We start from the raw sequence: 12,677 nt of genomic DNA on the forward strand, positions 1-12,677 counted from the left end.
CGTTTATTTGGCACAACAACATTATCTACATAATATTGTTGGTTTGTGGGAGTAGAGACGTTGCATACAACGTCCCTACGTTTATTTGGCACAACAACATTATCTACATAATATTGTTGGTTTGTGGGAGTAGAGACGTTGCATACAACGTCCCTAGAAACTTTCAATTTTCTCTTCCTATATTCTTACCCCTTCCTTCGTTTAAAGATTTTACCATCAACATAGACTCAGACCGAAAACCTAACTTCTGGTAAAGATTAAGAGCGGGTTGGTTAGAGACAAACACTTGCAAACCAATTTGCCGATCGCCCCTAGCTTTTGCCCAATTTTCTGCATGGGTAACTAAAGCTGTACCGATACCAAGTCGTCTATGGGATGGGGAGACATACAGCAGAAATATATGAGTTACCCGATCGCCCTCTACCTGGTCTATGGCATTCCCCAACCACAGACAACCTATTGGTGAAGTTACAGGTTTATCTATGACCTCAACCCACCAAATAGGAGTTTGAGTTGATAAATAGCGATCGACTGTTTTAGCAAGATGGCTAAAATTTTGCTCTGGGAAAAGTTCTTGATAAGTCCAATGCATAAATTTAACCAGAATTGCTCTGTCTATACCGGAACCCTTACGAAGTTGGTAATTTGGAATTAACTTGCTAACCACTGAATATTACGAGAAATGAACATTGGGTGTGGATAGCATTGCCTCTTCTTGAGGATAACTTAATTCCTCTGTGGGAGCGGGTGCTGCTAGATCCCCTGGTAAAAAGATACGAGCGCTGACTGCTACCATAGCAATTAAAAATATGACGACTACGAGAAATGGAGCAATATATTGACGAAAAATTTGCATGGTTTTTGTATTAAATAGGGAGTAGGCAGTAGGCAGTAGGCAGTAGGGGAAAAGAATTGATAATTTTTGTAAGAGGGAGTAGGCAGTAGGCAGTCATTTCAGTTATCAGTTATCAGTTATCAGTACCTCTAGCTGTTTCGCAGCATTCCGTAGGAAAGCAAGAGGCTTGAAATACGGAATTCTATTTTCTCTTGGTCGATTAGATATGGCGAGGAAACCTCACCATCTCTCGACCGCTTTTTATCCCCTTAAAAGGGGAGGCGCCTATACCACGATTTTTCGGTAACTGCGCTTGATCTGTCGCTCCGCGACAAAAACTTTCTCCTCCTCTTCTCTCCCGACTCCTGGCTCCTGACTCCTGACTCCTGACTCCTGACTCCTGACTCCTCCCTAGACAAAATCGTCATCATCTAATCCTGGTCTTGGCATTGGCAAAATTTTTGATTTATTGAGCTGTTGCAACCAAACCCAACCGAGAACTCCAATAATTAGGAAGATCCAGCCAATGTTTGGCTTGAGCAACAGAAAGCCACCAGTTGCCAAAAGTGCCCCAAATAATAATAGTATAGATGCGAGTACCTTTTGTAAATCTTTACCTAAATCCTGTGCTGGAGATAAACCTGTTTTCATCCTTTGCTGTTTCCAACCAGGGCCACCGGGAAGTGTTCGTCGATAAAATTCGTCTAAAGTTGTATCAGACTCTCGTGGGGTTAAAAACATTGCTGTTACCCAGAGTAATGTTACGGTGCCAGTAATAAACATAATTCGCAAACCAAAGTCTTCAATTTTGAAAGCGGGAACTAAACTTGTTGTCATCCCTACGAAAAAACTAGCGACAATAGCGGTTAATTCTGCTGCTGCATTCACCCGACACCAAAACCAACGTAATATTAATACTAATCCTGAACCTGTTCCGATGGCTATTACTAATCTAAATACTGTTGCTACATCTGTTGCTAAAAATGCGGCAATTGCTCCTAAAACTGTTACTAATAGAGAAGAAAGTCGCCCCACTAAAACTAATTGTGGTTGAGTTGCATCAGGTTTAATAAATCTTCTATATAGGTCGTTAGTAATAAAAGAAGCACCCCAATTAATTGAGGTAGAAACTGTACTCATAAATGCGGCGACTAAAGAGGCAACAACTATACCTAAAATTCCTGGGGAAAGAAAGTCAATCATTAATTTGGGATAACCCAATTCTCGGTCTTCTAAATTAGGGTAAATTACAATGGATGCTAGAGCTACTAAAATCCAAGGCCAAGTTCTAATAACATAGTGCATGATATTAAATAACCAGGCTGCTTTTTCTGCTTCTGTTTCATTTTTCGCTGCTGCAAATCTTTGTACAAATTCTCCACCTCCATCACTTCGTCGCCAAGACCACCATTGAAGGGCAATATAAGCAAAAAATGTACTGGCAGTTATGCCTGCTGTTTTACTAAAATTAATCAAAGTATCGCCATTTTTACCAATAGTTAAAGGTGAAAGGGATAAAATATCTTTGTCTGGCATTACTTCAGGAACTTTTGTTATTAATTCTTGGATGCCACCGACACTATTAACAGCAAAAAAAGCGACAATAATTGCTCCAAATAGTGCTAAGAAAAATTGGAAAAAGTCTGTGGCAACTACTCCCCATAAACCGGATAAACCTGCATAAATTAATACAAATATACTGACACCTATAACACTTAGTAATTTGAGATTATTTTCACTAGCATCAATGCCTAAATTTTGCCAAATTTCTAATGCTTCGACAACTTTAACCATGGCTAACATAGCATAACCAATGGCAATACAATTCATGGGAATAGCAAAGATAAAAGCTTTAACTCCCCGGAGAATAGCAGCCATATTTCCACCGTAACGAAGTTCAGTTAATTCCGCATCAGTAATAACTTCCGAACGTCGCCACATTCTGGCAAAAATATAAATCATTATTACATGGGAAATACCAAAAATCCACCATTCCCAATTACCAGCAATTCCTCGGTTAGCTACAACTCCAGTAATATAGAGAGGAGTATCTATAGAGAAAGTTGTCGCTGCCATACTTGTGCCAGCTAACCACCAAGGAAGCGATCGCCCAGAAACAAAGAAGTCTGCTAAACTTTTTGAACCTTTGCGAGAAAGATATAGTCCCATCCACATTGTTAAGATGAGGTATATTAAAACAATCAGCCAATCAATTAGTTGCATAAATTTGTGTTTAATTGGGAGTCTGTGTGTGTGTGACTGTTTTTTGAGCACATAGTTTCAAACTTAAGAATATCATGGATTTTATAGATTAATTTACTGTTTATATTATTTATAGCAATCCTAAATAAAAAGATTAGAAAAAAAGGAAGGGGTTAGTATCATATAAAAAAATGCTAAAAAGCCAAGCTGAACCTAAATTATATAGCAGAATAAAGAAGGAAAAATATTGCTTTGTCTGAGTTTTAAGCTTTTTATATGTCCGCGCCCTTTGCTTCTACTGCTATATGAGTAAAAAAAACGCAATTAAGGGAATAATAGATTTATATTATGTGGATGAAAGCGGATTTAGTTTAGTGCTATATTTACTTTAACCACAGCAAAAAAAAGGATAAAAAGTATAAAGTAATATGAGTATAAGGTTAAATATTTTATAATTTATCAAAAAAAATAATCAATTTAAAAGTTATGTATTTGAAGGTTTTTTTAATAATATAATGATGATATTCTGCATATAAAAATTAAGTAATAACCTCTAAAAATTAACATTATTAGTAATAAATAATGCTTCTTTTTAGCATGTTCAAAAACTCTATAAGTGACAAACAGAATAGAAAAATAAGGATGAATAATATTATTTTTATCTACAGCTTAAAACTCAGACAACGCCAGATTTTTCCTTCTGCCTTTCCTAGGTCATGCTGGGCAAACAGCATAGCTGCTTTCTTCCTTCTTTCTTCTTTCTTCTTTCTTCTTCCTTCTTCCTTCTGCTATATCTTTACATCTGTAAAACTGGTGGGGACTTTCCATGAAAAGTCCCTACTACTTTGCCAGTTGGTAAACTCTAATCACTACCTAAAAGACTTACTAATAAAGCTTTTTGAGCGTGCATCCTGTTTTCTGCTTGATCCCAAACTCGCGATCGCTCTCCTTCTATCACTCCATCAGTAATTTCTTCATCCCGATGAGCTGGTAAACAATGCAACACGATCGCATCATCTGCTGCACTTTCTACCAACTTTTCATTAACCTGATAAGGCTGAAAAATAGGTATTCGACTATTAGCTTCCTCTTCTTGTCCCATACTTGCCCAAACATCAGTATAAAGTACCTGAGCACCCTTAACTGCCACTTGGGGATCTTCAGTAACTATAACTTCACTCTTACCATTAGTAATAGCTTTTGCTTGCTCCACAATTTCCACATTTGGTAAATAATTTGGTGGAGTTGCTATCCTGACATTCATCCCTACCATTGCACAACCTAACAGTAAAGAATTTGCCATATTATTACCATCACCAAAATAACTTAAAGTTAATCCATCTAGTTTGCCAAAACATTCTTGAATGGTCAATAAATCAGCCATTACCTGACAAGGATGTTCCCTATCTGTGAGAGCGTTAATTACAGGAATTTTTGTATAACTTGCAAAAGTTTCTAAATCTTTTTGCTCAAAAGTACGAATAGCTAAAATATCCAAATATCGGTCTAAAACTCTAGCAGTATCAGCCAAAGGTTCCCCACGACTAACTTGAGTAACATTAGGATTCAAATCAATAACTTGACCTCCCAATTGATACATTGCCACGGTAAAACTTACCCTAGTTCGTGTCGAAGCTTTAGAAAATAATAACCCCAAGACTTTATTACATTTGAGATTTATTTTACCTGATTTAAGTTTGCTTGCCAGTTGTAAAATTTCTTTTAATTCATCAGAACTCAAGTCTGCTAAACTTAATAAATTTCGTCCTTTTAAACTATCCATAATTTATCACTAATGTCAGGTTACCACTTATATTGTTTCAGTTAACATTGGAATTATTCAAAAAGTTGAAGCAGGTTTCATAACTGGGGTGAAAATTTTTACACCAAATTATTTATATTTCAAACCCGCCATGACAAATTCCAAAGCTACTAGAATTAATACTATTTCTTGATAAGTATAGTTTTACATTTACCAACTATTTAGAGCTAAGACTTTATAATGTCTTTACTCTAGTAAGTTAAAAGTTAATTTGGTTCAATCTATAACAATTTTTCCTCAAGTCCCAAAACAGCCGTCGAAGCATAAAGGCCACAGTCAGATACCTAATACCAATTTGATCAGTGTTTGTTACAAATAGTATCGGCAAAGAAGAAGTAAGAAGTAATAAACAAATCATAAAAAATCTAAATAGGTAGCTTAAAGGATTGGAGAGGTTCTTTTTAGGCATAATTTTCAGCCTTTTTTTTGTAGCATTCTATTTTTAAATTGGTATAACTAGGTTCATAAATTTTTGACTATTGGTTGAGTCTTGATGTAGCTGCTATTTGTCCTGCTAAAATTTGGCCACTATCTTCATACCTACTCTGGATGTTAGTCTTTTTCCAGCCACCAGAGGTATAGTTCTAAATTTGCTAATGGTTAACTAGCAGTAAATAAGAATGTATGAAATTAACTATGCAGAATATTTACTTGTCGGTATTCCTGATGTTTCAGTGCTGTAAAAAAAGCCAAATTAAGGATCAAATTTTACAGAATCTTAAGTTGTAGTCACAGCAACTCCTATAAAATCTAAAAAAATAAATTTACATTTTCAAAGACCATAAAAAATATTTACCAAGGACTACTAATAAGAGTAAAACCTGACCAATAGAAAGGATGAGAAAAATCTGTTTCTCCCAATATTTGTAAACTCTGAGGTAAAGAAATTTATACTCTAGAAAATTTCAATTTTTTATTTGTTAAATACACATCTCCTTGAATCATTTTAATTTGAGTTTTCCTAATTGTTTCGGCTTTCGTTGCTGCTGTTTTTAACTGTTCATAAAATTCACTCATTAAAGCTAAAGTACCAAGATCGTTAACATACCACAAACTTGCTAATGCAGATTGAACTCCCGCTTGTAAAGCTAATCCAGCAAAACCTAACTCCACATCTCGATCTCCAACGGCTGTTTTACAAGCACTTAAAACTAATAATTCTGCAGGAGGATTGTTCCAATTAATCTCTTGAATTTCGTCTAAATGGAGTTGAGTATCCCACAATTGAATATAAGAATTTTCGGGTTTTCCGGGTTTAAATTCTGCATGAGTTGCTAAGTGAATAATATTAAAAGATTGATAAGAAAGTTGATTTTTTAAGTTTTTTAAGGTGAAGTCTTGATTAAGAAATAATTTTCCAGGCCAACCTCTAGAAATATTTTTAGCTGAGATATTTTTTATGAGGTTTCTATTAACAATTGTTGATAGTTCAATTGGAACAGCAGGTAAGGGATTTTGGGCAGGAAATTCTGAAGCACCCATTGCCAAAATTCTGGCTTTTTGAATGGGAGTATAATTGGAATCGATTAAATTAAATGCAGGAATAATTGCTAGGCTATATTTCTCTACTAAAAATTGTTTTCCATCATGTAATGCTGCTATTGGTAGAGTACGCAAACCTGTTCCGAAACAAAACAATATTGTGTCTATTCTTTCTTCTTGAAGATTGGCTTCAAAGGGTTTAATTATCGATTTATAAAGTTGTTGGGTCAGACTTAAGTAAGAATTTGTGAAAAGCATCTGAGGATTAGTAATTTCATTATTAAATAATTTGACTTTACGAATGAGGCTTTCACGTTTGAGGGAGTCAATATCTTGAACTAAAGGTTTTTTTCCAGGATAAATTCAAAACAAAATGTAAATATTTTGATTCAGGAATTGCCCAAAATACGGCAGGTCTTATATTACTTTTTTGGCTAATTTCTAACAATTTTTGAGCAATGTCATTACCCGTTTTTGAAACTTCTGAAATTTCTCGGTCAAAATAATCTTCAAATTCTTTTTCTAGTCTTTGTTCCATTTTCATGACTTTTTCTGACAGGGTGAGATTAGAACTGATATTGTATCTATCTGTCTGACTTATATTGACATCTTCAGAAAGGATTTTGTCTGAATTAAAACTAAGCATAATAATTAGGGAAAGAATTAACCAAAAAATTGTTAGACTAACTTTGTATTTGCTCTTAGGAGAGAAGAATTTTCGGAACATATAATACTTGGTTTAATGAATTGAAGATTTAAAACTAGATTTAAGGTATTTGTCTACCCTTGGAAAATAATATAGCAATTCCCAAGAAGAGTGAGGTACAAAATTCCTTGATTTTAGGGAGTAGGGAGTAGGGAGTAGGGAGTAGAGAGTAGTAGTTCTAGTTCCGTAGGAATCTATAAAGAAGAAAAACAACTGTACCTCATTAGTTTGGGAAACGCTATATTAGCCAAGTAGGAAAGTATATTTGATGGCACATTCCGGATATTGCATAGATGATTAAATTCCTACTCTATCTACTCTCCTCTCTCCATATTTTACTAAACCCATCTACGACAAATAAAGATAAATTACTACATAAAAAATGGTATCACACCTATTCCCATAGGACTCCTGACTCCTGTCTTCCCCTCCTGAGAGGGGGAGGGGCGAGGGGTGGGTTGACTCCTAAGCAGTAACCTAAATATTTGTAGCAAAGATTTATCAAACTGGTAGAACTCAGTTTATATTTCTCTTTACTAATACCAAATTCAAAAAAGGCAGTTATACCAATTTTATATGAGGTTGCATAGAATGATGAAATTTATTAAATCGATCTATCTTTATCTACGCTTACCTACGGTCTATTCTGCTTGAAATATTATTCTATGCAGCTTCATCTCAATTTGGTATTACATCTTAATTTGTGATTTCTTCCTAAAAGAAAAAATTATAAATTCCATAAATTATAAAATTTCCTCTTTTTTCCTCTTTAATATTTATGTTTTTCTTTCCCTGTTCCCTGTTCCCTGTTCCCTGTGTCGTCACTGTAGCAATATTTTATGAAATTGGTATAACGATAATTTGGTTTGTTTTTACTGTGGATACTTCAGCCTGGTTAAAGTTGATCAACGTGGTATTCTATTTAAGACAAAATAAATATTTATATAAAAGAATGACAAACATTACTCCCACAGAAACTACTCCTAAATTGCTAGTTGTCGCTACTGGTAATCCGGGGAAATTTCAAGAAATGCAGGAATATCTAGCAGATTTGAATTTACAATTACAACTAAAACCAAAAGATTTAGAAGTTGAGGAAACTGAGGAAACTTTTCTAGCTAATGCTCGCCTCAAAGCTAGTGTTGTGGCCAAAGCTACTGGAAAATGGGCGATCGCTGATGATTCCGGATTGGCAGTAGATGCTTTGGATGGCAGACCAGGTATTTATTCTGCTCGTTATGCTCCTACTGTTGCCGAACAAATAGAGCGAGTATTAACAGAATTGGGAGATAATTCTAATCGTCAGGCACAGTTTGTCTGCGCTCTTGTCATTGCCAGACCTGACGGCACAATTGCATTAGAAACAGAGGGAATTTGCCGTGGAGAAATTCTATATAGTCTCCGTGGAAATGATGGGTTTGGTTACGACCCCATTTTTTATGTTCCTTCACAAGAAAAGACTTTTGCGGAAATGTCTGCTGAAATGAAGCGATCGCTATCTCATCGCGGTCAAGCTTTTCAAGTATTACTACCTAAGATGAAAGCTATTTTTGCCTAGTTTTCTGGGATACTATTTCTTTGATTAGCAGGGAACAGGGAAAAGTGGGAAAAAAAATTTCCCTGTCTTGCGGTTCATAATCAGTCTATACCAATCGCCTATCTTAAGACCATTTCACAATCCACCATCAGGTGATTTTTCTGAATATACCCAATTTTCTTCCCTATTCCCTGCTTGTAGTGCTATGCTTTCTAATAAGTATCGACGAACCGTATCAGCCTCTGTCACCGAACCAGCTAACGCCTTAATCAAAGCTGCTTGAGGGCGATAACGAAGTAACTCGGAAGTTGATGTAACCCAAATAGGTATAGGTCTAAACGTTCCTTGGGCTTTATCTAGAAGAATATTCATTGCCTCTACATTACCCATTTTGTAGAAAGGTCGCTTGGACATCACCTGAGATAAATCATCAAGGACGGTGTATTCTAAGGTTTCTCCTTCACGTTCAACCGCAAAATGTTCGCCACGAGCGAACTTCTTATTAACAAGAAAGGAATATTCTGGGTGAGCATAGGCAAATAACTGTAGACTCTCTTTAGTAAAAGAGGCATCACTCCGAAACCACTTCCCATCTAAATTTACCAAACAAAAATAGTGCCGAATATTTTTAGTAACCTTAAACCGATAAGCAGGTGGTAGAAATGGTATCAAGTATTTCGCTGCCACATTAGCTTCACCGTACTTAGCTTCAATTCCTAGTGCCCGTAATAATGCTACCTGTAAATTAGCTTTAGTCGTACACATTCCAAAACCAAATTCAAACGTTTGGGAAGCTTTGACAAACCAAAAGCCAAATCGGTAAGGCATTGTTCTCACATAATCCCAAATATTGATAGCTGATTCCCAATCATCCTTACCTTTCAATAGGTTAGCTACATAACGAATAGAAGGATGGTCAAAATCGCAATGATTAGTAACAATATCCTTTGCTACTTTAATCTCCTCGGTAAATTCCATCATTCTAATTTCCATATAAGGAGCAATTCCAATTAAGAGGTGAGACATCAAAATAGTTGTTTCTACATCATCTTTTTGAAATAATTTATCTCGAGTAACACACCACAAAGTGCAGCCATTTTCTCCGGCTTTTACTGTGCCTACACGCTCAGTTCCCAAAATAAAACCATTTTCGCCAATAAAATCTCCTGGGCCAATCCAAATTTCCGTGTCACCATAGTATAAAAAGACTTCACCTTCAAGTGTTATGTAGAGATGTTCTGATTTATCCCCATGAGTATACAAAACTTCATTTGGTCCTAAAACTACTTTTTTACCTAACCACTGTATTTTAAAAAGGACTTGTGGGGAAATCATCGTCGATAACTTTGTATCTGATAGCATTTTTAATTTTTGTACTAAACTATAACGTCTTAGTTTTTGTATATAATTTTCTAGTTTAAATTATAGCAAGTTTTTAGTTAAAATGAATTTATACTTAGGGCTTGATTTTGGCACTTCGGGAGCGCGTGCTGTGGTTATTGACTCTAACTTTCAAGTTAAAGCACAAACACAATATGTCTGGGAAAATACTCAACAAAATAAATTGCCTCATGTTTGGCAAACGGCTTTATTTAATCTAATTTCCCATATTCCCCAAGAAATGCGAGGGGAAATTCGAGCGATCGCTATTGATGGTACTTCGGCAACTGTACTATTGTGCAATAGTTATGGTGAACCTGTGACTGAAGCGCTTCTTTACAATGACAGTAGGGGAGTGGCAATGATGGATAAGTTGAAAAGTATTGCTCCTTCTAATCATCCTGTTATTAGTGCGACTTCTAGTTTTGCAAAGTTGTTATGGTTGATTGAAAATATTTCTCTGTCAAATCAAACTTATTATTTTTTGCATCAAGCTGACTGGTTAGGGTTTTTGCTGCATAGAAAACTAGGAGTGAGCGACTATAACAATGTTTTGAAACTAGGTTATGATGTCGGCGACTTATCTTATCCAGACTGGTTGACTGATTTTGTTAATTCTGAAGTTGGGGGAAATATTCTTTTACCTGAAGTCGTCACACCAGGTGCAATAGTGGGGAATGTTACTCCAGAAGTTGTTAATAGTCTTGGTCTCTCTCCTGAATGTGTTGTCTGTGGGGGTACAACAGATAGCATTGCTGCTTTTATCGCTAGTGGTGCTAATACTCCGGGAGAAGCAGTAACTTCTTTGGGTTCGACTCTGGTGCTAAAACTGTTGAGTCGCACTAGGGTTGATGATGCTAAATATGGAATTTATAGTCATCGTCTTGGAGATTTGTGGTTAGTCGGTGGTGCTTCTAATACTGGAGGTGCTGTTTTGCGACATTTTTTTACTGATGCTGAGTTGTCAAGTTTGAGTAGTCAAATAGACCCTAATACTGAAAGTGGGTTAGATTATTATCCCTTGCTACAAAAGGGCGATCGCTTTCCGATCAATGACCCAGAATTACTGCCAAGATTAGCGCCTAGACCAGAAAATTCTGTAAAATTTATTCATGGTTTGCTTGAAGGTATTGCTAAAATTGAATTACGAGGCTATGAATTGTTGCAAGCATTAAGCGCAGCTACACTCACCAATGTCTATACTGCTGGGGGCGGCGCTAAAAATCCTATTTTTACAGCGATTCGGGGACGGTATTTACAAGTACCTATTACGAAAGCTGTTTATACAGATGCAGCCTATGGTAGTGCTGTTTTAGCAAGTCGTCAGTTTATTGCACAATAGTTTTGAAATTTTTAACCGACCCACAAAAGCGATCGCCTTGGGGAATGGAATTTTACTTACACAGAGGGTAAATTAAGGTTTTTGCCTGATTCTAGCAATAGAATAGATAAATCAAAAAAAACTCCAACGTTATAGTTTTTCAACGGAATTCTTACCCACAAAAGCGATCGCCTTGGGGAATGGAATTATTGCACCGACGGTAAATTAAGACTTTTGCCAGACTCTAGCAATAGAATAGATAAATCAAAAAAACTTCAACGTTATAGTTTTTCAAAGGGGTTCTTATTTATCTATTGTACAATAGTTTTGAGATGTTTAACCGACTCACAAAAGCGATCGCCTTGGGGAATGGAATTTTACTTACACAGAGGGTAAATTAAGGTTTTTGCCTGATTCTAGCAATAGAATAGATAAATCAAAAAAAACTCCAACGTTATAGTTTTTCAACGGAATTCTTACCCACAAAAGCGATCGCCTTGGGGAATGGAATTATTGCACCGACGGTAAATTAAGACTTTTGCCAGACTCTAGCAATAGAATAGATAAATCAAAAAAACTTCAACGTTATAGTTTTTCAAAGGGGTTCTTATTTATCTATTGTACAATAGTTTTGAGATGTTTAACCGACCCACAAAAGCGATCGCCTTGGGGAATGGAATTATTGTACCGACGGTAAATTAAGGTTTTTGCCAGACTCTAGCAATAAAATAGATAAATCAAAAAAAACTCCAACGTTATAGTTTTTCAAGGGGGTTCTTATTTATCTATTGTACAATAGTTTTGAGATGTTTAACCGACCCACAAAAGCGATCGCCTTGGGGAATGGAATTATTGTACCGACGGTAAATTAAGGCTTTTGCCAGACTCTAGCAATAGAATAGAGCCATCAAAAAAACTCCAACGTTATAGTTTTTCGAGCTATCTTTGATATCAAATCCATTTAATTAGGTATAAAAATAATGTAGCAAACATTTATCACACTTGGTATAACATCATATCCGGATGATTAAGTATCATAAAAATATTCTCCCCTAAATATTGAAGAAATATCTCACATTTTCGCTCCGTTTCCAGTGTTCCCTCTTGAATTTACACCTATAGCAATGTTCGCTGGCATATTTACAAATTGCAGGAGTTGTCCAATAGCTAAAATTCTTATATTATCAGCTTTTTATTCCCCCTTCCGGAGCTGTTCCCAAATGAGCTGTTGCCTGCGCGCAGCGCTATACCATCGCGCCACCTAAGAATTTTATGTTCGCAGCGCGGAACGGAGTTCTATCGCGCTACCCGAGCTGACATGATATAACATGGTCATAACCTACACTCAAAAAGACCGTAATTTATCTTCATATTTTAGGAAGGTCTTGCTAA

The 12,677-nt window shown here is 36.0% G+C and carries 10 protein-coding genes; 3 read left to right on the forward strand and 7 right to left on the reverse strand.

Annotated elements, in window-relative coordinates; genetic code table 11:
* Nucleotides 1–163: 163 nt before the first annotated feature.
* From D5R40_RS10245 to D5R40_RS39415, 6 genes are all read right to left on the reverse strand, one after another.
* Nucleotides 164–667 carry a GNAT family N-acetyltransferase gene (locus D5R40_RS10245; protein WP_205127263.1) on the reverse strand — a complete coding sequence of 168 codons (504 nt, stop codon included), beginning with the start codon at nucleotides 665–667 and terminating at the stop codon, nucleotides 164–166.
* Nucleotides 668–673: 6 nt separating this feature from the next.
* Entirely contained in the window at nucleotides 674–856 is a 183-nt protein-coding gene (locus D5R40_RS10250) for a DUF8624 family small hydrophobic protein (protein WP_124143773.1), read from the reverse strand.
* Between the two features lie 390 nt (nucleotides 857–1,246).
* Nucleotides 1,247–3,058, reverse strand: a complete 1,812-nt coding sequence (locus D5R40_RS10255) for a sodium:solute symporter family protein (RefSeq protein WP_124143772.1) — start codon at nucleotides 3,056–3,058, stop codon at nucleotides 1,247–1,249.
* 841 nt (nucleotides 3,059–3,899) lie between these two features.
* Nucleotides 3,900–4,820: an ornithine carbamoyltransferase gene (gene argF, locus D5R40_RS10260; RefSeq protein WP_124143771.1), complete on the reverse strand. Its 921-nt coding sequence runs from the start codon at nucleotides 4,818–4,820 to the stop codon at nucleotides 3,900–3,902.
* Nucleotides 4,821–5,747: 927 nt separating this feature from the next.
* Nucleotides 5,748–6,599, reverse strand: coding sequence for a CHAT domain-containing protein (locus D5R40_RS39410; protein ID WP_240038817.1), 852 nt, complete (start codon nucleotides 6,597–6,599; stop codon nucleotides 5,748–5,750).
* A 67-nt stretch (nucleotides 6,600–6,666) separates the two neighbouring features.
* Nucleotides 6,667–6,885, reverse strand: a complete 219-nt coding sequence (locus tag D5R40_RS39415; protein ID WP_240041572.1) for a hypothetical protein — start codon at nucleotides 6,883–6,885, stop codon at nucleotides 6,667–6,669.
* 1,114 nt (nucleotides 6,886–7,999) lie between these two features.
* Here D5R40_RS39415 and rdgB point away from each other — a divergent pair.
* Nucleotides 8,000–8,605, forward strand: coding sequence for an RdgB/HAM1 family non-canonical purine NTP pyrophosphatase (gene rdgB / locus D5R40_RS10270; protein ID WP_124143770.1), 606 nt, complete (start codon nucleotides 8,000–8,002; stop codon nucleotides 8,603–8,605).
* Between the two features lie 114 nt (nucleotides 8,606–8,719).
* Here rdgB and D5R40_RS10275 read toward each other — a convergent pair whose 3' ends face one another.
* Nucleotides 8,720–9,946: a cyclic nucleotide-binding domain-containing protein gene (locus tag D5R40_RS10275; RefSeq protein WP_124143769.1), complete on the reverse strand. Its 1,227-nt coding sequence runs from the start codon at nucleotides 9,944–9,946 to the stop codon at nucleotides 8,720–8,722.
* Nucleotides 9,947–10,028: 82 nt separating this feature from the next.
* Between D5R40_RS10275 and D5R40_RS10280 the strand changes: the two genes are divergently transcribed.
* Both D5R40_RS10280 and D5R40_RS34985 read left to right on the forward strand, forming a co-directional pair.
* A complete protein-coding gene (locus D5R40_RS10280; protein WP_124143768.1) occupies nucleotides 10,029–11,306 on the forward strand; it encodes an FGGY-family carbohydrate kinase in 1,278 nt (425 codons plus the stop codon).
* A gap of 517 nt (nucleotides 11,307–11,823) precedes the next feature.
* Complete coding sequence (locus D5R40_RS34985; protein WP_161564969.1) at nucleotides 11,824–11,982, forward strand: hypothetical protein; 159 nt, start codon at nucleotides 11,824–11,826, stop codon at nucleotides 11,980–11,982.
* Nucleotides 11,983–12,677: the final 695 nt, after the last annotated feature.

The organism is Okeania hirsuta, from assembly GCF_003838195.1.
GTDB classification, from domain to species: Bacteria; Cyanobacteriota; Cyanobacteriia; order Cyanobacteriales; family Microcoleaceae; genus Okeania; species Okeania hirsuta.